This is a genomic window from Streptomyces sp. NPDC039465, assembly GCF_055639315.1.
Window position 1 is genome coordinate 418,558 of record NZ_JBVKAP010000006.1, and the last position, 22,254, is coordinate 440,811.

Consider the following 22,254-nt stretch of genomic DNA (forward strand, 5'->3'; position numbering starts at 1 on the left):
CCTCCGTGCGCCCAGCCGCACACGAGGGAACCCTCAGCGGCACGACGCTCGAGCGACGGCCAGTGGTCCCGCGCCACCCGGCGGTGATCCTTTCGATCCACGGCCGGACGTGATCCGGCACGGTACGACCCCCGTCGTTCGCCTCGCGCCGCGTCTCACAGAAGAGGCAGCACCCTGACTACGACTTTCCGAGATCTCGGGATCCTCCCCGAGACCGCCGAGGCCCTTGAGGCCGTCGGCATCGTGTCCCCCTTCCCCATCCAGGAGATGACCCTTCCGGTCGCACTCTCCGGCACCGACGTCATCGGGCAGGCCAAGACCGGCACCGGCAAGACGCTCGGCTTCGGGCTTCCGCTCCTCGAGCGCGTCACCGTCCCCGCGGACGTCGAGGCGGGCCGGGCCAAGCCCGAGCAGCTCACCGACGCGCCGCAGGCGCTGGTGGTCGTCCCGACCCGTGAGCTGTGCACCCAGGTCACCAACGACCTGCTGACCGCCGGCAAGGTCCGTAACGTCCGCGTGCTCGCCATCTACGGCGGCCGGGCGTACGAGCCCCAGGTCGAGGCCCTCAAGAAGGGCGTCGACGTGATCGTCGGCACCCCGGGCCGACTGCTCGACCTGGCCGGCCAGCGCAAGCTCGACCTCTCCCACGTCAAGGCGCTCGTGCTCGACGAGGCCGACGAGATGCTCGACCTGGGCTTCCTGCCCGACGTCGAGAAGATCATCAACATGCTTCCGGCGAAGCGCCAGACCATGCTGTTCTCGGCGACCATGCCGGGCGCGGTCATCGGCCTGGCCCGCCGCTACATGTCGCAGCCCACGCACATCCGCGCCACCGCGCCGGACGACGAGGGCGCGACCGTCGCCAACATCAAGCAGCACGTCTTCCGCGCGCACTCGATGGACAAGCCGGAGTTGGTCTCCCGCATCCTGCAGGCCAACGGCCGCGGGCTCGCGATGATCTTCTGCCGGACCAAGCGCACGGCGGCCGACATCGCCGAGCAGCTGGAGCGGCGCGGCTTCGCCTCCGGCGCGGTCCACGGCGACCTCGGCCAGGGCGCGCGCGAGCAGGCCCTGCGGGCGTTCCGCAACGGCAAGGTGGACGTCCTCGTCTGCACCGACGTCGCGGCGCGCGGTATCGACGTCGAGGGCGTCACGCACGTCATCAACTACCAGTCGCCCGAGGACGAGAAGACGTTCCTGCACCGGGTCGGCCGTACGGGCCGCGCGGGCAACAAGGGCACGGCCGTCACGCTGGTCGACTGGGACGACATCCCGCGCTGGCAGCTGATCAACAAGGCGCTGGAGCTGGACTTCCACGAGCCGGTGGAGACGTACTCCACCTCGCCGCACCTCTTCGCCGACCTGGACATCCCCGAGGGGACGAAGGGTGTTCTGCCCCGGGCCGAGCGCACTCGCGCGGGCCTGGGCGCGGAGGAGCTGGAGGACCTCGGCGAGACCGGTGGCCGGGGTGGCCGTGGCCGCAAGGCCCAGGCCGCTCCCGTGGAGGAGCGTCCGGCCCGTACGCGTACGCCGCGCCAGCGTCGCCGCACCCGTGGTGGCACCCCGCTCGACGAGGCGGCCGCCACGCCCACGGCTGAGACGCCGGCGGCTCCGGCCGCTCCGGCGGACGAGCAGCCCACCGCGCCGCGCACCCCGCGCCGTCGTCGCCGCACCCGCGTCGGCGCGTCCGCCGAGGCCGCTGCGGCCGTCGCGACGGTCGAGGCCGTCCCGGCCCCCGCGGTCACCGAGGCCGCCCCGGCTCCTGTGACGCCGGTCGCGCCGGTCGAGGAGGCCCCGGTCGAGGAGGCGCCCAAGGCGCGCCGTCGCCGCACCACGAAGAAGGCCGCGGAGGCTCCCGCAGCGGAGGCCGCCGAGGCCGTCGTGGAGTCGATCGAGGCCGCGGAGGCCGTGGCGGAGCCCAAGCCGCGCCGCCGTACGGCGAAGAAGGCCGCCCCGGCCGCCGAGGCCGTCGTGGAGACGGTCGAGGCGACTGAGGCGACCGAGGCGAAGCCGCGCCGTCGCACGGTCAAGAAGGCCGCGCAGGCGCCCGTCGAGGCGGTGGCGGAGGAGGCTTCCAAGCCGCGTCGCCGTACGGTCAAGAAGGCCGCGCAGGCGCCCGTGGAGGCCGCGACGGAGGAGGCTCCCAAGCCCCGCCGCCGTACGACCAAGAAGGCCGTCGCCGCCCCGGTCGAGACCGTGGCGGACGAGGTGCCGAAGCCGCGTCGCCGTACGACGAAGAAGGCGGTCGCGGCTCCGGCCGAGAGCTGATCGCCCACAGGCACAGTCCAGCGGCCCGGTCCCCCACCAGGGACCGGGCCGCTGTGTGTCCGCGAAAGATCCCCATTACAGTCCCTGTATGAGCAAGCCCCGGTCCCTGGCCCTGCCGCCCCGCACGCGCGCGCGGCGGCTGGAGACCGCACGCGGGAGCTTCGCCGTGCTCGACGCCGCCGCGGCCGGTGAGGCGCGCGGGACCGTGCTGATGCTCCCCGGTTACACCGGCAGCAAGGAGGACTTCCTCGCGCTGCTCGGGCCGGTGAGCGAGGCCGGCTACCGCGTGGTGGCGGTCGACGGCCGGGGGCAGCACGAGAGTCCTGGGCCGCGCGGCCGGGCCGCGTACAGCAGGCGGGCGCTGGCGCTCGACGCGGTGGCGCAGGCCGCCGCCCTCGGGGACGGGCCGGTGCATCTGCTCGGCCACTCCTTCGGCGGACTGGTGGCGAGGGCGGCCGCGCTTCTGGCTCCGGCGGCCTTCCGCTCGCTGACCCTGCTGTCGTCCGGTCCCGGCCGGGTCGCCCGGCCGCAGCGGATCCGGGTCCGGCTGCTGCGCGGGGCGCTCGCGCTGCTGCCGAAGGAGCGGGTGTGGGAGGCGACGCGCTGGCTGGACAGCCGGGGCGAGGAGCCGGGGGTCACCGACCCGCCGGAGATCGTGCTGTTCCTGCGGCGGCGCTGGATGGCGACGCGGATCGCCCAGCTGTCGGCGACCGGGCGGCTGCTGCGCCGCGAGCCGGACGGCACCGACCAACTCGCCGCGCTCGGCCTGCCGTTGCACATCGCGTACGGCGCCGAGGAGATGATCTGGCCGACGCCGTTCCTGGCGGCGACGGCGCTGCGGCTCGGGGCGCAGCAGACGGTGGTGCCGGGGGCGGGCCACTCCCCCAATGTGTCGCACCCGGAGGAACTGGCCGCCCGGCTGGTCGCGTTCTGGGAGCAGTGCGCCCGCGTGGAGGCCGGGCCGCGCGCGGACGCGGGCGCCGACGAGGCGGGCGCCGGGACGGCCTGAGGCGGCGCCGGGCGGGCGCTAGTACTGGGCCTGGAGGTGCTGCCAGAAGCCGTCACGCAGGGCCCTGCGCAGCGCCGCGTGTCCGCGCAGCGAGCGGCTGAGCACCTTCTCCGCCTCTATCAGCAGGTCCTGGTCGACGGAGCCGGGCAGATACGGATGGCCGGGGAGCAGATCGGCCAGCGACTCGCGGCCCCGCTCGGCCAGCCAGGTCGCGGCGATCTGCGCGCCGACGAACCGCACCTCCTCGCGCGACGGCGGGGGTTCGCCCTCGTTCTCGTACGTCGTGACCGGACGGCGCGTCACATAGGGGCGGCAGAAGTCCAGGTCGAAGGTGCGCTGGCTGTCGACCTCCCAGAGCAGCGGCTCGGCCTGGTTGCGCCCTTCTCCGGCCTCGATGCCCCACAGGTGGACGCGGGCTCCGTAGCCCTGGGCGGCCTCGACCGCGGAGACGAGGTCCTCGTCGCCGCCGACCAGGGCGGCGTCGCTGATGGCGCGGTGGCGGGCGAGGGACTCCAGGTCCGAGCGGATCAGGGAGTCGACGCCCTTCTGCTGGTTGTTGGCGTTGAGGTTGCCGAGCCGGACCTTGACGTCGGGCAGTTCGGCTATGGACTGCTGCTCGGCGGTGTGGATACGGCGGCGGGCGCCGTCGTACCAGTACACGCGCAGCAGCCGGCTGTCGGCGAAGATCGTGCGGGCCTTGTCGATGAAGGCCTCGATGAGCCCCTCGGCGTCGAGGTCGAAGGAGCGGCGGTCCTCGGTGCCCGTCACAAGCAACCCGGCCGCAGCATAGACGTAACCGGCGTCGACGAAGATGGCATGGGTCGAGGGGGTCTTCGCCACCTCGGCGAGCATCCGCTGGAGGAGCTCATTGGTGCGCTCCAGGCGGGCGGCGAGGGTGCCGATGTCGGGGAGGTCTGCGGACCGATGGGGCTGGGGGTTCTTTGCGTCGTTCATACGGGGCTCATTGTCCGTTGATCACGATCCGCCCGCCAGCTCCCCACCTCCGGTCGTTAGTCATCCAAAAAATTTCCTTAGCGTAGGGAATGTTTGCTGGATGCATCCCGTTACACCGTACGTACCCCCAGTTCTCCTCCAGGAGGATCAACTCAGACGAAGGGAGAAGCCTGTGCGCTTCGAAATCCTGCGACTCGACGACATCGACGGCGCGGCCGTCGACAGCACGGTCGTGGACGCCGCCTCCGTCAACCGGATCGTTCAGCAGGCCGCCGCGATCGGCCAGCGCATCATGATCCGCCCGGCCGACAGCCCGGCCTCATAACCGCACCGACGCACTGCGCCCCCGCATGGACTCCGGCAGAGCCGGAATCCGTACGGGGGCGCAGTGGTGTCCGGGACCGGGCTATGCGCCCTGGATCACCTGCGTCACACCGTTGATGATCTGCTGTACGGCGATCGCGGAGAGCATCATGCCCGCGAGCCGGGTGACCAGCACCACACCGCCGTCCTTGATGACCCGGATGATCACCAGCGAGTAGCGCATGGTCAGCCAGAGCACGACGTGCATGGCGACGATCGCCGCCCAGACGGAGATCTGCTCCCCCACGCCGTTGGCGTGCTGCACGGCGAGGATCACCGAGACGATCGCACCGGGCCCAGCGAGCAGCGGCATGCCCAGCGGTACGAGGGCGACGTTGACGTCCTTGGTCTGCTTCGGCTCGTCGGTCTTGCCGGTGAGCAGGTCGAGCGCGATGAGCAGCAGGAGCAGACCACCCGCGATCATCAGCGCGGGGACCGAGACATGCAGATAGTCCAGGATCTGCTGGCCCAGGATGCCGAAGACGGTGATGACCCCGAAGGCCACCGCGACGGCCTGCCAGGCCATCCGGCGCTGCACCTTGGAGGCGCGGCCGGAGGTCAGGGCGAGGAAGATCGGAGTGATCCCGGGGGGATCCATGATGACAAAAAGGGTGAGGAACAGGGAGCCGAAGACGGCAACGTCGAACACAGTGAAGGGCCTTGCACGAGAGGGTGGTACGGAGGAGGCGGGCGCGGGACGAAAGGGGCCCGTGCCCCGGAGCCGGCCGGGCCGCGACGGGCGCGGCGTCGGACCGGAGGAAGAAGATGCGCCGGCGGGGCCGGACGGTGTCAGATACGTCCGCCGGTGCCGGGCACCGGGAAGGCGCCGGTCGCACGGCGCGTGATCTCGCCGTAGATTTCCGGGTCGGTGGTGTAGTCGCCGAGCCGACAGGTCTTACGGCTGCCGTGGTAGTCGCTGGAGCCGGTGGTGAGGAGGCCGAGCTCCTGGGCGAGCCCGCGCAGCCGGGCACGGGTGGGCTCGTCGTGGTCCATGTGGTCGATCTCGATGCCGTCGAGACCGGCGGCCGCGAGCTCGGCTATCGCGCTCTCGGGCACGGTCCGGCCGCGCTTGACGGCGCCCGGGTGTGCGAAGACGGTGACCCCGCCGGCCGCCTTGACCAGGCGGATCGCGGTGAACGGGTCGAGTTCGTGCTTCTCCACGTACGCGCGGCCGCCGTCCGCGAGCCACTGGGGCGTGAAGGCGTCGGAGACGCTCGCCACGACACCGAGCTCGACGAGGGCCTCGGCGATGTGCGGGCGGCCGACAGATCCGTCGCCGGCGATCCGGGCGACCCGCTCCCAGTCGACGGGCACGCCGAGCTCCTGGAGCTTTCCGATGACGGCGTGCGCCCGGGGCACCCGGTCGTCCCGCACCAGCTCACGCTCGCGCATCAGCTCGGGCTCGTCCGGGTCGAAGAGGTACGCCAGCATGTGCAGCCCGACACCGTCGAGCCGGCAGGAGAGCTCGGCGCCGGTGACGAGCGTGAGTCCCTCGGGGAGGGCGGCGACCGCCTCGGCGTGGCCGCGGGTGGTGTCGTGGTCGGTCAGCGCGACGACGTCCAGACCGGCGGCGGCAGCGCCGCGGACCAGCTCGGCCGGGGTGTCCGTACCGTCGGAGGCCGTGGAGTGGGTGTGCAGATCGATGCGCACGACGCGTGACTCCGGGGCTCGGGGACGGACAGGGGACGTTCAAGGATAACGGGCGAATCGAACGCCTCGGAGCACACCGCCGCCTCGCGGCCCACCGGCGCCTCGAAGCCCGTGGGTCGCACCCGCCCCTCCAGGACAGCGGCCTCGGCGTCAGCGCGACAGCAGCCTTGGCGTCAGCGCGCCGCAGGGCAGGAGTTCCACCTCCGCCCCCGCGTCCCTGAGGTCGGTCAGGACCAGTTCGTCGTACATCAGCAGCCCCGTCTGCTCGGGCCACACGACCGCCCACAGCCACAGGCCACGTGCCTCGCCCGCGAAGACCGCACGGTCCTCCGGAGTGCCGCTGACATGCCAGAGCGGCGTGGGACGGCCCGCGGCAAGCACCTTCGCCTGGGGCGGTCTGTCCACGCTCATCGCGGGCCCGGGATCGGGCCCGTCTATCCCGGCGAAGCGCGCGCCGAGCCCCACGCCGAGCTCCTCGGCGATCAGCAGCAGCTCGCCGACGCCCCCGAGCGGCCCGGGGCCCGAGCAGGCGACGGCCGTGGCGCGTCCGCCACTGCGGTCGTCACCCGCGTACGCCACGCCGGTGAACAGCCAGCCCACGGGCAGCGGCCAGGGCATCCATACGGGGACCTGTGCGCGGTGCACGACCACGCTGAGGGCCTCCACGCTGGGCGGGACCACGGGCTGCAACGGGTGGACCGCGCCATGCACATCGCACTGCCAGGAGTCGGCAAAGAGACCGGGCGCCCTGACCCGGCCACCACACTTCGGGCAACTGGGTTCGCCCCTCATAGCGTTCAACGGTCCTACCAGGCCGCCCTCGCGTCAAGGACGATCACCCGTCCGAACGGGTGAGTCGGCCGGAAGTCGGTCGCGGTCAGTCGAGGGTCACGGAGGTGCGCCGGGGATCGCGAAGGTCGGTCCCGTACGCCAGCCAGCGCTCCTCCAGCGCCTGTGCGCCGTGCACGCGCTTCCACGCCGCCTCGTTCGCCGTCATCGGCAGCAGCGGCAGGAAACGGACCGGATCCATGGGGTCGTCCAGCTCCAGGTCCTCCACCAGACCGCCCGGCTCGGCGACCAGGACGGAGCTGAACGGGGCGCCGGGCCACAGGGGTTCACCGACGTCCAGGGAGGCGCCAGGGGCCACGACGACACCCTCGACCTGCGGGGAGGCGGCGAGGACGGCGAGCGGCCGCAGCACCTTGTCGGTGTCGGCGAGCCCGGCCCGTACGGACAGCACCAGCTCGGCGCGCGGGCCCTTGACCGGGTCGGCGAGGACCGCCGTGGGATCCGCCATCGGCTGGCCGGACATACCGAGAGTGGCGTACCGCACCAGGTCACCCTCGGTGAAGCGCAGGACCTCGATCCGGTCCGTACCGAGGAACGTGACCGAGGCGCGCGCGTCCGGTTCGCCGAGCGCCGTCCGTAGCCGGGCCTCGACCAGAGCAAGAACTTCTCCCATGCAGGGAGCATAGAGCGCGTATGGAACGGGCAAAGTAAGGGATTGACCCTCTGTCGGCTGATAGTCTTGGCCGCTGGTCGGGACGGCATGCCGAGCATCGCCTTCGAGTCCCGACGACACGTCATCCCCCACGGGGGACCGGCCGGAGGAGGTGGGGCTGCGGTGGATCGAAGTCGATCGGGCAGTACCAACCGCTCTTCCGCACGACGCCTCCCTTCTTCGGTCTGACACCCTCCACGGGCCTTGTCCGACCGCACCGGGTGAGCGGCACTTCACGCATGCGCACGACGGAAGCCTGACGGAAGAGCGAAGAGCACTTCATCTTTGCCTGTCTGTAGCGAAAGCCGTCACCGCGATCCCACGGTGCCGCCCGCTTTGCGGACGTCGTTCTCCACGTCCCCATTCCGGGCTGCGCCACGCCTCGCGGCGGCCTCTCCGTGAAGGAGCACGCCATGTCGATGATCCGTGATCTGCGCGCAGCCGTACGCCCCTCGCTGCGTCCCGTCCAGCACAAGAGCAGCGCGCCCTACAGCTCGTACGACCCCACCCGGGACCCCTCCGCCTCCAGCGCCGTCGTCGACTGCGCGGTCTACCGCGACGGCCGTCGGCTGAAGGACTCGCCGGCCCGCAGCTGTCTGACGCCGCGCGAGGCGATGCGGCAGGTGCGCGAGGGCGGCGGGTTCGTCTGGATCGGGCTGCACGAGCCGACCGAGGCCGAATTCGCCGGTATCGCGGCCGAGTTCGGGCTGCACCCGCTGGCCGTGGAGGACGCCGTCCACGCCCACCAGCGGCCCAAGCTGGAGCGGTACGACGACACGCTCTTCACGGTCTTCAAGACGATCCACTACGTCGAGCACGCCGAGCTCACCGCGACCAGCGAGGTCGTCGAGACCGGTGAGGTGATGTGCTTCACCGGCCGGGACTTCGTCATCACCGTCCGGCACGGCGGCCAGGGCTCCCTGCGCAATCTGCGCCACCGCCTCCAGGACGAGCCGGAGCTGCTCGCCAAGGGCCCCTCCGCCGTCCTGCACGCCATCGCCGACCATGTCGTCGACGGCTACATCGCGGTCGCGGACGCCGTCGAGGTGGACATCGACCAGATCGAGATCGACGTCTTCTCGCCGCCCGCCAAGGGCAGTACGCGCGGCGCCGACACCGGGCGGATCTACCAGCTCAAGCGCGAGGTGCTGGAGTTCAAACGGGCGGTCACACCGCTGCTGCGGCCGATGCAGCTGCTGAGCGAGCGGCCGATGCGGCTGGTCGACCCCGACATCCAGAAGTACTTCCGGGACGTCGCCGACCACCTCGCGCGCGTGCAGGAGCAGGTCGTCGGATTCGACGAGCTGCTGAACTCGATCCTCCAGGCCAACCTGGCGCAGGCGACCGTCGCCCAGAACGAGGACATGCGCAAGATCACCTCCTGGGCGGCGATCGTGGCCGTGCCCACGGCGGTCTGCGGGGTCTACGGCATGAACTTCGACCACATGCCGGAGCTGCACTGGAAGTACGGCTACCCCATGGTGCTCACCGGCATCGTCGCCGTCTGTTTCACCATCCACCGCATGCTCAAGCGCAACGGATGGCTGTAGCTAAGCTTCGCCCCATGACAAACGCGCCGCTCGGGCCCGCCCTCGTCGAGGAGGCCACCAAGAAGTCCGGCCTCATCTGGGTGCGGGGCACGGGCCCCGCCCGCGCGCTGTGGCACGTGTGGCACGACGGCGCGGCCCACGTCGTGGGCGACGGCCCCGGCGAGCAGCCGCTGCCGGGGCTCGCGGACGGTTCCGTCGCCGAGGTGACCGTCCGCAGCAAGGACAAGGGCGGCCGGCTGGTCACCTGGACCGCGGCCGTCAGTGAGTTGGCACCCCGCTCGGAGGCCTGGCAGGCCGCGGTCGACGAGCTCAAGGGCAAGCGGCTGAACGCCCCGGACGGCGAGGCGATGCCGGAGCGCTGGGCGCGGGAGTGCCGGGTGCTGCGGCTGGAGCCCAGGGACGCGCTCACCGACCATCCGCACGGCTCGCTGGCCGAAACGCCCCTGGCCACCCCGGCCACGACCCGCCGGCCGATCCCGGCGGCCCTGCCCCGTCTGCTGCTCAAGCGGCGCGGACGGCGCTAGGGCGTGATTCGAAAGTAGCGTCGTCCGCCCGGAGGGCAGCCAGACGGGACTTTCGAAACACGCCCTGGCGGGCCCGGCGGGCGGTGCCGGTCAGGTTCGGGGCAGCTGCTTGCCGTAGTCGACCGTCTGGTCCTGCGAGGGCGGCGCCAGCGGGAAGTCCTTGTCCCACTCCGAGAGGACGACGACACCCGCGCCGCCGCCCCGGGCGAACTGGAGCGGGTACGGCTCGCCGTCCAGGGAGACGTCCATCGCGCCGCCCTCGCCCTGCTGACCGCCCAGGACCCGGATCGTGCGTTTGCCGCCGATCTTGTCCCGGTCGCCCTTGACGACCTCGCCGTGCAGCGAGATCAGCCCCTTCAGCAGCGGGCCCATGTCGGTGAAGCCCCGCAGCTGCTTGTACGACGGGTCGTCCTGGGGCACCTTCACGTACTTGTCGTCGAGCTTGTCCGCGGCCTCGGTGTCGGACTTGCTCGGCGCCTCGCCGCCCTCGCCGTGCGACCAGAAACCCTTGTCCGCCTTCAGATAGAGGGCGTCACCGATCCGCAGCAGCTCGAAGGTGCTGTTCTTGGTGACGACGGAGCCGGCCGCGCCGGACTGCTTCAGCCGCATGTTCAGCTTGAACGTGCCGCCCTTGCTGACCAGCGTCCCGGAGAGCCGTACCGCCTTGGCCGCGCCCGCCGTCGACCGGGCCTTGGACTCGATGGCGGCGGCCGGGAGCTTCCCGACCCCGTTCGTGCCCTCGTCGGGATCGTCGCCACAGCCGCTGAGCACGGCCGCCAGCCCGGCGCAGAGCGCGACGGGGAGCGCGGCCCTGCGGGTTCGCGAAGCCGGGGGGAGAGCGGTCACCTGCGCACTGCCTCTCATCTGCCTGTGGGGGATCGCAGACGGCAGCGTACCGGTGCCGCCCCGGGCGTCCGGCAAGCAGCCGGACGGACCCGCTTCCAGGGCGCACCGGATGGGTACGAGCTAGCCTGAACCAGGCATAAGTCGGCAATGGACGGCATAGAGGGAGGCGCTGGACATGGCTGCAGGCGCCCCCCGGATCTTCGTCTCCCACCTCGCCGGCGTCCCGGTCTTCGACCCCAACGGCGACCAGGTGGGCAGGGTCAGCGATCTGGTCGCGATGCTCCGGGTCGGCGGACGCCCGCCGCGGCTGCTGGGCATGGTCGTGGAGGTGCTCAGCCGCCGCCGCATCTTCCTGCCCATGACCCGGATCACCGGCGTGGAGTCCGGCCAGGTCATCACCACCGGCGTGGTCAACATGCGCCGCTTCGAGCAGCGCCCGACCGAGCGGCTGGTCCTCGGTGAGCTGCTGGACCGGCGGGTGCGGCTGGTCACCGACGGCGCGGAGGGTGAGGAGGTCACCGTCCTCGACGTGGCCATCCAGCAGCTGCCCGCCCGCCGCGACTGGGAGATCGACAAGGTCTTCGTCCGGCGCGGCAAGGGCGGGGCACTGCGCCGCAAGGGGGAGGCGCTCACCGTCGACTGGTCGGCGGTGACCGGTTTCTCGCTGGAGGAGGAGGGTCAGGGCGCCGAGAGCCTGGTCGCCACCTTCGAGCGGCTGCGCCCCGCCGACCTCGCCAATGTGCTGCACCACCTCTCGCCGAAACGGCGCGGCGAGGTCGCGGCCGCCCTCGACGACGACCGGCTCGCCGACGTCCTGGAGGAGCTGCCGGAGGACGACCAGATCGAGATCCTCGGCAAGCTCAAGGAGGAGCGGGCCGCCGACGTGCTGGAGGCGATGGACCCGGACGACGCCGCCGACCTGCTCTCGGAGCTGCCGGAGGAGGACAAGGAGCGGCTGCTCACGCTGATGCGGCCGGACGACGCGGCCGATGTGCGCCGGCTCATGGCGTACGAGGAGCGGACCGCGGGCGGTCTGATGACCACCGAACCGATCGTGCTGCGCCCGGACGCGACCGTCGCGGACGCGCTGGCGCGCGTACGGCAGCGGGACCTCTCCCCCGCCCTGGCCGCGCAGGTGTACGTGTGCCGTCCCCCGGACGAGACGCCCACCGGCAAGTACCTGGGCACGGTCCACTTCCAGCGGCTGCTGCGCGATCCGCCGTTCACGCTGGTCGGCGCGCTGGTGGACAGCGATCTGCCACCGCTCGCGCCGGACACCGCGCTGCCGGCCGTCACCAGCTACCTCGCCGCCTACAACATGGTCGCGGCGCCCGTGGTGGACGAGGGCGGTTCGCTGCTCGGTGCGGTCACCGTCGACGACGTCCTGGACCACCTGCTGCCCGAGGACTGGCGGGAGACCGAGTTCCACACCGAGGAGGAGCGCATCCATGGCACCCGGTGAGCGCGCCCAGGAACGAGAACGGGAACGCGAGCGGGAGCGGGAGCGGACGCTGCCGCGGATCCGGCTGGACCAGCCGCGAATGCGCCGCCAGCGGCTGCTGCCGGAGTACGACCCGGAGGCCTTCGGCCGGATCTCGGAGCGGATCGCGCGCTTCCTGGGGACGGGGCGGTTCCTCGTCTGGATGACCCTGACGATCATCGTCTGGGTGCTGTGGAACGTCTTCGCGCCGCCGTCGCTCCGCTTCGACGAGTATCCGTTCATCTTCCTGACGCTCGCCCTGTCCCTGCAGGCGTCGTACGCGGCGCCGCTGATCCTCCTCGCGCAGAACCGCCAGGACGACCGGGACCGGGTCAACCTGGAGCAGGACCGCAAGCAGAACGAACGCTCGATCGCGGACACCGAGTACCTGACCCGGGAGATCGCCTCGCTGCGGATGGGGCTCGGCGAGGTCGCCACCCGGGACTGGATCCGCTCGGAGTTCGACGATCTGCTCAAGGAGATCGACCAGCGGCGCGTTCTATTCCCGGCCGAGCCTCCCGTGCGGAGTGACGAAGCCGACCGCTGAGAGGCTTTCCGGGGGCCACGGTCCGCGCCGTACCATCGTCCGTATGGCTACGGAAGACGCGGTGCGCGAAGCACTGGCGACGGTGAACGACCCAGAGATCAACAAACCGATCACCGAGCTCGGCATGGTCAAGTCGGTGGAGATCGGGTCCGACGGCGCTGTCGCCGTCACGGTCTACCTCACCGTCTCCGGCTGCCCGATGCGCGACACGATCACCCAGCGCGTCACCGACGCCGTCTCCCGCGTCGAGGGCGTCACGCGAGTCGACGTCTCGCTGGACGTGATGAGCGACGAGCAGCGCAAGGAGCTGGCGGCCGCGCTGCGCGGCACCACCGCCGAGCGCGAGGTGCCGTTCGCCAAGCCCGGCTCGCTGACCCGGGTCTACGCCGTGGCCTCCGGCAAGGGCGGCGTCGGCAAGTCCTCGGTGACGGTGAACCTCGCCGCGGCGATGGCGGCGGACGGGCTGAAGGTCGGTGTCGTCGACGCCGACATCTACGGCCACAGCGTGCCGCGCATGCTGGGTGCGGACGGCCGTCCCACCCAGGTCGAGAACATGATCATGCCGCCGTCCGCGAACGGCGTGAAGGTCATCTCGATCGGCATGTTCACCCCGGGCAACGCGCCGGTGGTGTGGCGCGGCCCGATGCTGCACCGCGCGCTCCAGCAGTTCCTCGCCGATGTGTACTGGGGCGACCTGGACGTCCTCCTGCTCGACCTGCCCCCGGGCACCGGCGACATCGCGATCTCCGTCGCGCAGCTGGTCCCGAACGCGGAGATCCTGGTCGTGACGACCCCTCAGCAGGCCGCCGCCGAGGTCGCCGAGCGGGCAGGGTCGATCGCCGTGCAGACCCACCAGAAGATCGTGGGCGTCGTCGAGAACATGTCGGGCCTGCCGTGTCCGCACTGCGACGAGATGGTCGACGTGTTCGGTACGGGCGGCGGGCAGAAGGTCGCCGACGGCCTGACGAAGACGACCGGTGCCACGGTTCCCGTGCTCGGCTCGATCCCGATCGACGTGCGGCTGCGCGAGGGCGGCGACGAGGGCAAGCCGGTCGTCCTGACCGACCCGGAGTCCCCGGCGGGCGCGGCCCTGCGGGCGATCGCCGGCAAGCTGGGCGGGCGTCAGCGTGGCCTGTCGGGCATGAGCCTGGGCATCACGCCGCGCAACAAGTTCTGACCGTACGGCGAAGGGCGCCGCTCCCCGGGGAGCGGCGCCCTTCGCCGTACGTACGCGGCCTCTAGGTGTAGATCCCGAGGTCCACGACGGCCGCGAAACCGAGCCCGTAGGCGCTCAGGCCGCGCCCGTACGCGCCCAGGTGTACCCCGCCCGTCGTGGAACCGGCCAGCACCCAGCCGAACTCGGACTCGCGGTAGTGGAACGGCATCGGGACCCCGTCGACCGGCAGGGAGAGCGTCGACCACTCGGGCCCTTCGAGGTCGTCGGCGAGCTCGAAGGCGGCCTCGGTCTGCTGGTCGAGCCAGTCGTCGCGCCGGGAGTGGTCCAGCTGCGCGGGCCAGGTGTAGGCGAGAAGCCCGGAGCCGGCCAGCCAGGCGGCGGAGGAGACGGTGGTGGCGTCCAGCACGCCCGTACCGTCGCCGCTGCGCCGTACGGGGCTCGCGGCGACGGTGACGACGACCGCGAAGCGCTCCTTCTCGGTGGCGGAGGCATCGGACTTTATGGACGGCTCGTCCCCGTGGCCCATCGATCCGTGCTGCACGGTGCCGTCGGCCGCCGTGCCCACCTGCATCAGCCAGCGCGGGCCGGTGAAGGCCTCGTCCAGTCCGTACCAGCTGAAAGGTGCGCGCAGATAGCCCTCGGCCGTACGCCGGGCCGTGGGCACTCCCTCCACCCGACTCGTGGTCTCCATCTCGGGCCGCCTCCTCGATCGTTCGTGTCCGCGTCGGCGGACAACAGATGGAGGATAGCCATCCTGCCCCGGCTCGTCGGGAAGGACGGGGATCGGGTGGGTCAGGTGGCGTCGGCGTCGAACGGAGGTCGTTCGGCCTGCTCGGGCGTGTCGCGCTTCTTGAGCAGGTCCGGTGTGCCTGAGGCGCCGGAGCCGTTGACGGCGGCCGGGACCTCGGGCTCACGGCCGTTGACGGCGTCGGTGACCTCGGTGATCTCCTTCTTGAGATCGAAGCTGCTGCGCAGCTCGTTCAGTTCCTTGAGGTCGTCGTTCTCCGCGAGCTGCTTGCGGAGGAAGGCCTTCGGATTCAGGTCCTCGAACTCGAAGTCCTTGAACTCCGGGCCGAGCTCGCTGCGGATGTCGTGCTTCGCGCTCTCGGAGAACTCCCGGATCTTCCGGATGAAGCGGCTGGCGTCCTGGATGACCTTCGGCAGCTTGTCCGGGCCGAAGATGAGCACGGCGAGGATCACGAGCATGACCAGCTCGAGTCCGCCTATGTCGCTGAACACCTTGTTGCTCCTTCGCGGGGTCCGGGGCCCGCTCCACGGTACCCGGCGAATCTACCGGCGCGGTACCTTCCGGTGACGGACTGCCGACACTCAGGCGCCTTGGGAGGAACCGAGCGTCAACGTCTTGGTCAGTTCTTTGCCACCGCGCAGCAACGTCAGCTCCAGCCGGTCCCCCGGACGGTGGGCGCGGATCTTCACGATCAGCTCCTCGCCGTTGTGGACGCGCTGTCCGTCGACCTTGGTGATGATGTCGCCGGGCCGGATGCCGGCCTTGGCGGCGGGCCCGCCGACGGTGACGGACGGCGTGTCGTCCTTGCCCTTCTCGCCGACCCGGGCGCCGTCGCCGGTGTACTTCATGTCGAGGCTGACACCGATCACCGGGTGGGTGGCCTTGCCGGTGTTGATGAGCTCCTCGGCGACCCGCTTGCCCTGGTTGATGGGGATGGCGAAGCCGAGGCCGATGGAGCCGGACTGGGCGCCGCCGCCGTCGGGTCCCGAGCCGCTGCCGGCCGCGCGGATGGCGCTGTTGATGCCGATGACCCGGGCCTTGGAGTCGACGAGCGGGCCGCCCGAATTGCCGGGGTTTATCGGCGCGTCGGTCTGGAGGGCGTCGACGTAGGAGACGTCGCTCCCGTCGCCCTTCTCCCCGCCCGCGGTGATGGGCCGCTCCTTGGCGCTGATGATGCCGGAGGTGACGGTGTTCTGGAGGTCGAAGGGGGCGCCGATGGCGACGACGGGGTCGCCGACCCGGACGTTGTCGGAGTTGCCCAGCGGCAGCGGCTTGAGGTTGGAGACGCCGGTGACCTGGACGACGGCGAGGTCGTAGCCGCTGTCCTTGCCGACGAGCTTGGCCCGGGCGGTCTCGCCGCCGCTGAAGGTGACGGAGATGTCCCCGGAGGAGCCGGCCGGGTCGACGACGTGGTTGTTGGTGAGGATGTGGCCCTGCTGGTCGAGGACGAATCCGGTGCCGGTGCCGGCCGCGCCGCCGCCGCTGACGTGGATGGTGACCACGCTGGGCAGGGCACTCGCGGCGATCCCGGCGACGGAGTCGGGGGCGCGGCCGACGTCCTCGGGCCCGGCCTGCGGTAGTTCGACGGTGGTGATGCCGCCGTTGCGCTCGATGTACGCGCCGATGCCGCCGCCGAGTACGCCGGTGACCAGCGCGAACGCCAGCGCAGCGGCCAGCCCGAGCCCCCGCCGCGCCTTCCGCCCCGGCGGCTGGGTGAGCGGCCGCTGCCCGGGAGCGCTCCAGGGGTCGTACTGCACCCACGCCTGCGGTGGATGGGGGGCGGGCTGCGGGTTCGCGTACGCGGCCGGGGCCGGGGCGGGAGCGGGGGCGGGGGCTCGGGCTGGCCGCTGCACGGGCGGCGCGGGCGCCCAGGGCCCGGGCCCGCCGTAGGGCGGAGTGCTATACGGATCGGGCTGATGCAGCGGCACGGCGCGGGGGGCCTCGGCGGGGGCGGTGTCGGCGGGCGCGGGCCCTGCGGGCTCGGCGGCGGCCGGGGCGCCGGCGGGCGCGGATCCCTCGGCGGTCGGGGCCGTCACGGCCGTGGGCGCGGACTCGACTCCGTCGGCGGCGGTTAGGTTCGGGTGACCGGCCCCGGGCGTCGGCTCGTGCAGTGGCGGCGCGGGCGCGAGCCCTGCGGGCTCGGCTTCGGTGGCGGCGTCCGCCCGGTGCGGGTGGCCGGCCTCGGGCGTCAGGCCGTCCGACGGCGGCGCGGGGGCCTGCGCCGCGTCCACGGCCGGGGCGCCGGCGGGCGCGGATCCCTCGGCGGTCGGGGCCGTCACGGCCGTGGGCGCGGACTCGGCTCCGGCGGCAGCGGTCGGGTTCGGGTGACCGGCCCCGGGCGTCGGCCCATGCGGTGGCGGCGCGGGCGCGAGCCCTGCGGGCTCGGCTTCGGGGGCGGCGTCCGCCCGGTGCGGGTGGCCGGCGTCGGGCGTCAGGCCGTCCGACGGTGGCGTGGCCGCGGTGCCGAGCGACGCCCGGTGGTCGTCGGCGGCGGGCGGCGCCGGGGGGGCCAGGTCGAAGGAGTCTGGGGTGGTGTCCATCGCATCCGCGGCATCCGCGGCCGGCGGCGGTGTCGCCGGCCGGGGCGGACGGCTCCACCACTTCGCCTTCGGCGGCTTCGGCCCGGTCGGCTTCCCGTCGTTCATGCTCTCCCCGCAACTGGCCCGTCCGCGCCCCGGCGGGGCACCCTGCACGGGGATTCAACCAGGTCCGGCGGCCCCCGCGCAGGGGGGCCGTCAGCGTCGGGTGGTGAGCGGGCCGTCGGCCTGGGTCGGCGCGACGAGATGCGTCGGCACCGGCGTGACCATCGGCGAGACCCCTGGCAGGAAGGCGAGTTGGAGCGCGGGGCCCGTGGGCCGTATCAGCGGGGACACGGCCGTCGCCGCGAACTGCTGCACCGGCCGGCCCAGGTGGCCGGCCAACGGCGTCGGCAGGCCGGGCCGCACCGGGGCGGCCGGTGTCACCGCGGCCGGACGGTCCGCCGACCTCGCCGCGCCGTTGCCCGAACCCGGACGGTCCGCCGATCTCGCCGGGCCGTTGCCCGAACCCCGTCGGCGTTCGATCTGGGTGCCGGTGGCACTCGCCGTCCCCGTCGTGCTGCCGGGGGCCGCCCGCAGCGGGCTGACCCTGTTGCCGCCGTTCTCACCGCGCGCTTTCGCGTCCACGGCCGCCTCCATGGGCAGCGCGCCGCCCAGCGCGATCGCCGCGAAGGACACCGCACTGGCCGCCGCGAAGGCGAATCGCCGGCCGCGCCACAGGGAGCGGTCCTGACCGGGCCGCCCGACCTCGTGGATCCGGAAACCCCTGCCCGGTACGGCGCCGCTCGGCAGCACCGCCGCGGCAGGAGTCGGCGGGGGCGGGGGCGGCACATAGCCGAAGCCGTCCGTCCTCACCCCGAAGACTCCGTCGGTGAACCGTCCCGAGCCGAAGGGTCCCCCCCGGTCGTCCTCACCTCCCGTGCCCGATCCGCCGGGCAGCATATGAAGGCGCGCCAGCAGGCCCTCCGAGGGCGGAGGCGGCGCGGTCTGTGCAAAGACGCTCTTCAGGCGCCGCTGTGCGTCGGCCTCGGCCTTGCACTTGGCGCAGGTCGCCAGATGGGCGAGCACCCGCTCGCGGGCGTCATGCCCCAGCTCGCCGTCGATCAGTGCGGCGAGCCGGTCCCCGAGGTGCTGCTCGGCGGGGGTCGGACTGGTGCCACTCACGCGGGCCCGACCTCCCCTCCGACGGACGCGAACGCACGCTCCGCCCTGGCCTCCGGCGAACGGTGCTGCAGCGCCTTGCGCAGATGCGAGCGTCCGCGGTGGATCCGGCTGCGGACGGTGCCGAGCTTCACGCCGAGCGTGGCCGCGATCTCCTCGTAGGAGAGCCCCTCGATGTCGCAGAGGACGACGGCCGCGCGGAACTCCGGGGCGAGCGTGTCCAGCGCCTGCTGGACGTCCGCGTCGAAGTGGGTGTCGTTGAAGACCTGCTGCGGCGAGGGCTCGCGGCTTGGCAGCCGCTCGGCCGCGTCGTCGCCGAGGGCGTCGAAACGGATCCGCTGCTTGCGGCGGACCATGTCGAGGAAGAGGTTGGTGGTGATGCGGTGGAGCCAGCCCTCGAACGTACCGGGGGTGTACGTGGACAAGGAGCGGAAGACGCGCACGAAGACTTCCTGGGTGAGGTCCTCGGCGTCGTGCTGATTGCCGGTCAGGCGGTACGCGAGACGGTAGACCCGGCCACTGTGCGTGCTGACGATCTCCTCCCAGGTGGGCGGAGTCCACGCCTGCGATTCCGCATCCGATGCGAAGGTCGCGGTGGTGGGTGCGGCGTCGGTGGAGCGGAATCGGTCAGCGGTGTCAGTCACGGATTTCGGCTCACCCGCCGACCTGAGCAGGCGCTTCAGCACGCCTCTCCGATCCACAGGCGCAGCCGCACCTCCCCTGTCGGCTCTGGTGGTGTCCAGTGGAGCCCCTACCATAGCCACCTCGCCCGTTAGCTCCGGATAAGAATCTTTACGCGAATTTGGGTCGGCTCGCCGGTCCTGGTCCGGTCTTCCGCCCCGTCGTCCCCGCGTTTTCCTCTGCCCTTACCAACGCCCGGTCCCATCTGCGGGTTCCCGCGTCCAGCGGATACAGTCACCGTTGCGCCAACTACGGGGACAGGAGAGGGTCATTACCGCCAACCGGCAGACGAGCTGGGCGTTCGCCGACGCCTTTGTCGCCGAGGACGAAGCGCTGCGCTGGGCCCGTGAGCGGGCCCGGGAGGCAGGGCTGCCCTCGGTGTCGCCCGGCACCGGCGCCGCGCTGCGACTCCTCGCCGCCACGGCGGACGCGAAGGCGGTGGCCGAGATCGGGACGGGCACGGGTGTGTCCGGGATCTATCTGCTGCACGGGATGCGGCCCGACGGCGTGCTGACCACCGTCGACCCCGAGCCGGACCGCCAGCAGTTCGCGAAGCAGGCCTTCCGGGCGGCGGGTTTCGCCGGGAACCGGGCCCGGTTCATCCCCGGCCGCGCCCTGGACGTACTGCCCCGGCTCGCGGACGGCGGGTACGACCTCGTCTTCTGCGACGGCGACCGGCTGGAGTGCCTGGACTATCTCGCTGAATCGTTGCGCCTGCTGCGACCGGGCGGTCTGGTCTGCTTCGAGGGCGTCTTCACCGACGGCCGCACGGTCGATTCGGCGGCCCAGCCGGCGGAGGTGCTGCGGGTGCGGGAGCTGCTGCGGGCCGTACGCGAGAGCCAGGAGCTGATGGAGTCGCTGCTGCCGGTCGGCGACGGCCTGCTGTGCGCGGTACGGCGCGGCTGACACCCACCATCCCGGCGTCGTCCTGGTACGACTCTGCCCCGGCTCGGGGCTACCGTGCCGGGGCAGAGGAAAATCTGGGCGTTCTCGCGTCAGCCGACTACCTGCTTCAGGGCGTCGCCGAGTGCCTCGGCCTCGTCCGGGGTCAGCTCGACGACAAGCCGACCGCCGCCTTCGAGCGGAACGCGCATGACGATGCCCCGCCCCTCCTTGGTCACCTCGAGCGGGCCGTCGCCCGTCCGCGGCTTCATGGCCGCCATGCTCGTTCCCCTTCCTGAAACCAGCTCACGCAGCCGACGACCCAGGTGTCACCGGCATCGAACACATTGCTTCCAGGCCATTATCCCGCATGGCAGGACCCGATGACCAACATCGGACTGCATCGCTTACGCAACGCGCTCACTCAAAACCCCTCATTTCGGCGATCGGCCTGCGATACTTCGCCGCCGCAGGTCCGGACCGGTCCGGCGATTCTTTGACGCAGGTCACATGTCCGTCGCCGATGATCTCCGCCATGCTGGGCGGGTCATCAACGCCCACGCCGCAAAGGGGACCCGCCATGGCCGACACCGTGCTGTACGACGTGACCGACGGACTCGCCACGATCACGATCAACCGGCCCGAGGCCATGAACGCGATGAATGTCGAGACGAAGGTCGCGCTGCGGGAGGCGGCGCAGACGGCTGCGGCGGACCCCGCCGTACGGGCCGTGCTGCTGACAGCGACCGGGCGCGCCTTCTGTGTGGGCCAGGACCTCAAGGAGCACGTCGGTCTGCTGCAGAACGACAAGGAGACCGGCTCCCAGGACACGATGAGCACGGTCAGGGAGCACTACAACCCGATCGTCCGGGCGCTCACCGAGATGCAGAAGCCGGTGGTGGCCGGGGTGAACGGCGTCGCGGCGGGGGCGGGCTTCGGCTTCGCGCTGGCGGCGGACTACCGGATCGTGGCCGACACGGCCGCCTTCAACACCTCCTTCGCGGGCGTGGCCCTGACCGCCGACTCGGGCATGTCCTGGACCCTCCCCCGGCTGATCGGCCCGAGCCGCGCCGCCGACCTGCTGCTCTTCCCGCGCTCGATCTCGGCCCAGGAGGCCTACGACCTCGGCATCGCGAACAAGGTCGTCCCCGCGGCGGAGCTGGCGGCCGAGGCGGCGGCGGTCGCCCGCGCCCTGGCCGAGGGCCCGACCCTCGCCTACGCGGCCCTGAAGGAGTCCCTCGCCTACGGCGCGGACCACTCGCTGGCCGAGGCGCTGGAGAAGGAGGACGAGCTCCAGTCCAAGGCGGGCGCCTCGGAGGACCACACGATCGCGGTGCAGGCCTTCCTCGCGAAGGAGAAGCCGAAGTACGTCGGCCGCTAGGGCGGCCGGGAGGCACCGGGCCGGGAGGCGTCAGACGCGTCCTGCGCCCCGGGCCACGCAGGTGGCCAGATGGTCGTCGACCAGGCCGCAGGCCTGCATGAGGGCGTAGGCCGTCGTGGGGCCTATGAACCGCAGGCCGCGCTTCTTGAGAGCCTTGGACAGGGCCGTGGACTCGTCGGTGACCGCCGGGACGTCGGCGATCGTCCGCGGGGCGGGGCGGGCCGCCGCGTCGGGGGCGTACGACCAGATCAGCTCGTCCAGCTCGCCAGGGCGCCACTCGGCGAGCACGCGCGCGTTGGCGAGGGTCGCGTCGATCTTGGCGCGGTTGCGGATGATGCCCTCGTCGGCGAGGAGCCGCTCCCGGTCGGCGTCGGTGAACTCCGCCACGGCCGGGACCTTGAAGTCGGCGAAGGCACGGCGGAACCCCTCACGGCGGCGCAGGATCGTGATCCAGGAGAGCCCGGACTGGAACGCCTCCAGGCACAGCCGCTCGAAGAGCGCGTCGTCGCCGTGGACCGGGCGCCCCCACTCCTCGTCGTGGTAGACGGCGTAGTCCGCCGTGGACAGGCCCCAGGGGCAGCGCAGCCGCCCGTCCGGCCCGGCCAGCGCCTCGCCGCTCATCGGTCCGTCTCCTCGCCGGGCCGGTCGGCGCCGGGCTTCTCGAAGAGGTCGGGGCCGCCCACAGCCGTCGCCTGCGCTCCGGCGAGCGCCGCCTCCAGCTCGGCGATGCGGGCGTCACGCTCGGCGAGCTCGGCGGCCAGCCGGCCGAGGACGTCGTCGACGTCCGCCATGCGGTATCCGCGGGCCGCCACCGGCAGCCGTACGGCCTCGATGTCGGCGCGGCCGACGGGCCGGTGGGCCGGGAGCGGGTCCACGAGCTGCTCGGGCGCCACCTCGGGCAGCACCTCGCTGTCGCCGCCGCCGACCACCGCGAGCGTGACCGCGGCGACCACCACGACCATCGCTACAGCCAAGAACCAGAACACGCGCGTGCC

At 72.2% G+C, this 22,254-nt stretch carries 24 protein-coding genes; 10 read left to right on the forward strand and 14 right to left on the reverse strand.

Annotated elements, in window-relative coordinates; all coding sequences use genetic code 11:
* The first annotated feature begins 243 nt into the window (after positions 1-243).
* Together ACZ7LT_RS22285 and ACZ7LT_RS22290 are read left to right on the forward strand one after the other, a co-directional pair.
* Complete coding sequence (locus tag ACZ7LT_RS22285) at positions 244-2,268, forward strand: DEAD/DEAH box helicase (protein ID WP_471237802.1); 2,025 nt, start codon at positions 244-246, stop codon at positions 2,266-2,268.
* Between the two features lie 88 nt (positions 2,269-2,356).
* Complete coding sequence (locus ACZ7LT_RS22290; protein WP_471237803.1) at positions 2,357-3,277, forward strand: alpha/beta fold hydrolase; 921 nt, start codon at positions 2,357-2,359, stop codon at positions 3,275-3,277.
* A gap of 18 nt (positions 3,278-3,295) precedes the next feature.
* Here the strand turns inward: ACZ7LT_RS22290 and ACZ7LT_RS22295 are convergent, their stop codons facing one another.
* Positions 3,296-4,231: an NYN domain-containing protein gene (locus ACZ7LT_RS22295; RefSeq protein ID WP_471237804.1), complete on the reverse strand. Its 936-nt coding sequence runs from the start codon at positions 4,229-4,231 to the stop codon at positions 3,296-3,298.
* A 172-nt stretch (positions 4,232-4,403) separates the two neighbouring features.
* Between ACZ7LT_RS22295 and ACZ7LT_RS22300 the strand changes: the two genes are divergently transcribed.
* Complete coding sequence (locus ACZ7LT_RS22300) at positions 4,404-4,556, forward strand: hypothetical protein (protein ID WP_471237805.1); 153 nt, start codon at positions 4,404-4,406, stop codon at positions 4,554-4,556.
* 81 nt (positions 4,557-4,637) lie between these two features.
* Here ACZ7LT_RS22300 and ACZ7LT_RS22305 read toward each other — a convergent pair whose 3' ends face one another.
* The 4 genes from ACZ7LT_RS22305 to ACZ7LT_RS22320 form a co-directional block, all read right to left on the reverse strand.
* Complete coding sequence (locus ACZ7LT_RS22305) at positions 4,638-5,243, reverse strand: MarC family protein (protein WP_471237806.1); 606 nt, start codon at positions 5,241-5,243, stop codon at positions 4,638-4,640.
* Positions 5,244-5,383: 140 nt separating this feature from the next.
* Positions 5,384-6,244 carry a PHP domain-containing protein gene (locus ACZ7LT_RS22310; RefSeq protein WP_471237807.1) on the reverse strand — a complete coding sequence of 287 codons (861 nt, stop codon included), beginning with the start codon at positions 6,242-6,244 and terminating at the stop codon, positions 5,384-5,386.
* Between the two features lie 150 nt (positions 6,245-6,394).
* Positions 6,395-7,036 carry a DUF6758 family protein gene (locus ACZ7LT_RS22315; RefSeq protein ID WP_471237808.1) on the reverse strand — a complete coding sequence of 214 codons (642 nt, stop codon included), beginning with the start codon at positions 7,034-7,036 and terminating at the stop codon, positions 6,395-6,397.
* An 85-nt stretch (positions 7,037-7,121) separates the two neighbouring features.
* The gene (locus tag ACZ7LT_RS22320) at positions 7,122-7,706 is read right to left on the reverse strand and encodes a suppressor of fused domain protein (protein ID WP_471237809.1); all 585 of its coding nucleotides are present in this window, start codon (positions 7,704-7,706) and stop codon (positions 7,122-7,124) included.
* A gap of 452 nt (positions 7,707-8,158) precedes the next feature.
* Here ACZ7LT_RS22320 and ACZ7LT_RS22325 point away from each other — a divergent pair, with 452 nt between their 5' ends.
* Together ACZ7LT_RS22325 and ACZ7LT_RS22330 are read left to right on the forward strand one after the other, a co-directional pair.
* Entirely contained in the window at positions 8,159-9,295 is a 1,137-nt protein-coding gene (locus ACZ7LT_RS22325; RefSeq protein ID WP_019889228.1) for a magnesium and cobalt transport protein CorA, read from the forward strand.
* A 14-nt stretch (positions 9,296-9,309) separates the two neighbouring features.
* Complete coding sequence (locus ACZ7LT_RS22330; protein ID WP_471237810.1) at positions 9,310-9,819, forward strand: hypothetical protein; 510 nt, start codon at positions 9,310-9,312, stop codon at positions 9,817-9,819.
* Positions 9,820-9,909: 90 nt separating this feature from the next.
* Here ACZ7LT_RS22330 and ACZ7LT_RS22335 read toward each other — a convergent pair whose 3' ends face one another.
* Positions 9,910-10,665 (reverse strand): hypothetical protein, encoded by a 756-nt coding sequence (locus tag ACZ7LT_RS22335; protein ID WP_471237811.1) that lies wholly within the window; start codon positions 10,663-10,665, stop codon positions 9,910-9,912.
* Positions 10,666-10,840: 175 nt separating this feature from the next.
* Between ACZ7LT_RS22335 and ACZ7LT_RS22340 the strand changes: the two genes are divergently transcribed.
* Genes ACZ7LT_RS22340 through ACZ7LT_RS22350 form a run of 3 tightly spaced genes read left to right on the forward strand, consistent with a single transcriptional unit; the run spans position 10,841 to position 13,869 of the window.
* Positions 10,841-12,127, forward strand: a complete 1,287-nt coding sequence (locus ACZ7LT_RS22340; protein ID WP_471237812.1) for a magnesium transporter MgtE N-terminal domain-containing protein — start codon at positions 10,841-10,843, stop codon at positions 12,125-12,127.
* Complete coding sequence (locus ACZ7LT_RS22345) at positions 12,114-12,692, forward strand: DUF1003 domain-containing protein (protein WP_471237813.1); 579 nt, start codon at positions 12,114-12,116, stop codon at positions 12,690-12,692. The genes ACZ7LT_RS22340 and ACZ7LT_RS22345 overlap by 14 nt, the downstream gene beginning before the upstream one ends.
* A gap of 43 nt (positions 12,693-12,735) precedes the next feature.
* Entirely contained in the window at positions 12,736-13,869 is a 1,134-nt protein-coding gene (locus tag ACZ7LT_RS22350; protein ID WP_028797941.1) for an Mrp/NBP35 family ATP-binding protein, read from the forward strand.
* A 61-nt stretch (positions 13,870-13,930) separates the two neighbouring features.
* On the opposite strand, the gene ACZ7LT_RS22355 is transcribed toward ACZ7LT_RS22350, so the two are convergent.
* The 5 genes from ACZ7LT_RS22355 to sigE all read right to left on the reverse strand — a co-directional run bounded on the left by ACZ7LT_RS22355 (position 13,931) and on the right by sigE (position 19,073).
* A complete protein-coding gene (locus ACZ7LT_RS22355) occupies positions 13,931-14,560 on the reverse strand; it encodes a hypothetical protein (protein ID WP_471237814.1) in 630 nt (209 codons plus the stop codon).
* Positions 14,561-14,661: 101 nt separating this feature from the next.
* Positions 14,662-15,108 carry a sec-independent translocase gene (locus ACZ7LT_RS22360; RefSeq protein WP_471237815.1) on the reverse strand — a complete coding sequence of 149 codons (447 nt, stop codon included), beginning with the start codon at positions 15,106-15,108 and terminating at the stop codon, positions 14,662-14,664.
* Between the two features lie 90 nt (positions 15,109-15,198).
* Positions 15,199-17,262, reverse strand: a complete 2,064-nt coding sequence (locus ACZ7LT_RS22365) for a S1C family serine protease (RefSeq protein ID WP_471237816.1) — start codon at positions 17,260-17,262, stop codon at positions 15,199-15,201.
* A 90-nt stretch (positions 17,263-17,352) separates the two neighbouring features.
* Positions 17,353-18,318: a zf-HC2 domain-containing protein gene (locus tag ACZ7LT_RS22370; protein WP_471237817.1), complete on the reverse strand. Its 966-nt coding sequence runs from the start codon at positions 18,316-18,318 to the stop codon at positions 17,353-17,355.
* Positions 18,315-19,073 (reverse strand): RNA polymerase sigma factor SigE, encoded by a 759-nt coding sequence (sigE, locus tag ACZ7LT_RS22375; protein ID WP_471237818.1) that lies wholly within the window; start codon positions 19,071-19,073, stop codon positions 18,315-18,317. The genes ACZ7LT_RS22370 and sigE overlap by 4 nt, the downstream gene beginning before the upstream one ends.
* A gap of 163 nt (positions 19,074-19,236) precedes the next feature.
* Between sigE and ACZ7LT_RS22380 the strand changes: the two genes are divergently transcribed.
* Positions 19,237-19,902: an O-methyltransferase gene (locus tag ACZ7LT_RS22380; protein ID WP_471237819.1), complete on the forward strand. Its 666-nt coding sequence runs from the start codon at positions 19,237-19,239 to the stop codon at positions 19,900-19,902.
* Positions 19,903-19,991: 89 nt separating this feature from the next.
* Here ACZ7LT_RS22380 and ACZ7LT_RS22385 read toward each other — a convergent pair whose 3' ends face one another.
* Complete coding sequence (locus ACZ7LT_RS22385) at positions 19,992-20,159, reverse strand: DUF3117 domain-containing protein (RefSeq protein WP_006346801.1); 168 nt, start codon at positions 20,157-20,159, stop codon at positions 19,992-19,994.
* A 299-nt stretch (positions 20,160-20,458) separates the two neighbouring features.
* Here ACZ7LT_RS22385 and chcB point away from each other — a divergent pair, with 299 nt between their 5' ends.
* Complete coding sequence (gene chcB, locus ACZ7LT_RS22390; RefSeq protein ID WP_471237820.1) at positions 20,459-21,259, forward strand: 2-cyclohexenylcarbonyl CoA isomerase; 801 nt, start codon at positions 20,459-20,461, stop codon at positions 21,257-21,259.
* Positions 21,260-21,289: 30 nt separating this feature from the next.
* On the opposite strand, the gene ACZ7LT_RS22395 is transcribed toward chcB, so the two are convergent.
* A complete protein-coding gene (locus tag ACZ7LT_RS22395; RefSeq protein ID WP_471237821.1) occupies positions 21,290-21,880 on the reverse strand; it encodes a DNA-3-methyladenine glycosylase I in 591 nt (196 codons plus the stop codon).
* Positions 21,877-22,245 carry a DivIVA domain-containing protein gene (locus ACZ7LT_RS22400; protein WP_471237822.1) on the reverse strand — a complete coding sequence of 123 codons (369 nt, stop codon included), beginning with the start codon at positions 22,243-22,245 and terminating at the stop codon, positions 21,877-21,879. Before ACZ7LT_RS22400 ends, ACZ7LT_RS22395 begins: the two co-directional genes overlap by 4 nt.
* Positions 22,246-22,254 lie beyond the last annotated feature (9 nt).

What these genes read in the sequence shown, in the direction of transcription:
- ACZ7LT_RS22290 (WP_471237803.1), top strand. Translation starts at nt 2,357, where the DNA reads ATGAGCAAGCCCCGGTCCCTGGCCCTGCCGCCCCGCACGCGCGCGCGG.
- ACZ7LT_RS22295 (WP_471237804.1), bottom strand. Translation starts at nt 4,231, where the DNA reads ATGAACGACGCAAAGAACCCCCAGCCCCATCGGTCCGCAGACCTCCCC.
- ACZ7LT_RS22315 (WP_471237808.1), bottom strand. Translation starts at nt 7,036, where the DNA reads ATGAGGGGCGAACCCAGTTGCCCGAAGTGTGGTGGCCGGGTCAGGGCG.
- ACZ7LT_RS22320 (WP_471237809.1), bottom strand. Translation starts at nt 7,706, where the DNA reads ATGGGAGAAGTTCTTGCTCTGGTCGAGGCCCGGCTACGGACGGCGCTC.
- ACZ7LT_RS22325 (WP_019889228.1), top strand. Translation starts at nt 8,159, where the DNA reads ATGTCGATGATCCGTGATCTGCGCGCAGCCGTACGCCCCTCGCTGCGT.
- ACZ7LT_RS22330 (WP_471237810.1), top strand. Translation starts at nt 9,310, where the DNA reads ATGACAAACGCGCCGCTCGGGCCCGCCCTCGTCGAGGAGGCCACCAAG.
- ACZ7LT_RS22340 (WP_471237812.1), top strand. Translation starts at nt 10,841, where the DNA reads ATGGCTGCAGGCGCCCCCCGGATCTTCGTCTCCCACCTCGCCGGCGTC.
- ACZ7LT_RS22345 (WP_471237813.1), top strand. Translation starts at nt 12,114, where the DNA reads ATGGCACCCGGTGAGCGCGCCCAGGAACGAGAACGGGAACGCGAGCGG.
- ACZ7LT_RS22350 (WP_028797941.1), top strand. Translation starts at nt 12,736, where the DNA reads ATGGCTACGGAAGACGCGGTGCGCGAAGCACTGGCGACGGTGAACGAC.
- ACZ7LT_RS22355 (WP_471237814.1), bottom strand. Translation starts at nt 14,560, where the DNA reads ATGGAGACCACGAGTCGGGTGGAGGGAGTGCCCACGGCCCGGCGTACG.
- ACZ7LT_RS22365 (WP_471237816.1), bottom strand. Translation starts at nt 17,262, where the DNA reads ATGAACGACGGGAAGCCGACCGGGCCGAAGCCGCCGAAGGCGAAGTGG.
- sigE (WP_471237818.1), bottom strand. Translation starts at nt 19,073, where the DNA reads ATGGTAGGGGCTCCACTGGACACCACCAGAGCCGACAGGGGAGGTGCG.
- ACZ7LT_RS22385 (WP_006346801.1), bottom strand. Translation starts at nt 20,159, where the DNA reads ATGGCGGCCATGAAGCCGCGGACGGGCGACGGCCCGCTCGAGGTGACC.
- chcB (WP_471237820.1), top strand. Translation starts at nt 20,459, where the DNA reads ATGGCCGACACCGTGCTGTACGACGTGACCGACGGACTCGCCACGATC.
- ACZ7LT_RS22395 (WP_471237821.1), bottom strand. Translation starts at nt 21,880, where the DNA reads ATGAGCGGCGAGGCGCTGGCCGGGCCGGACGGGCGGCTGCGCTGCCCC.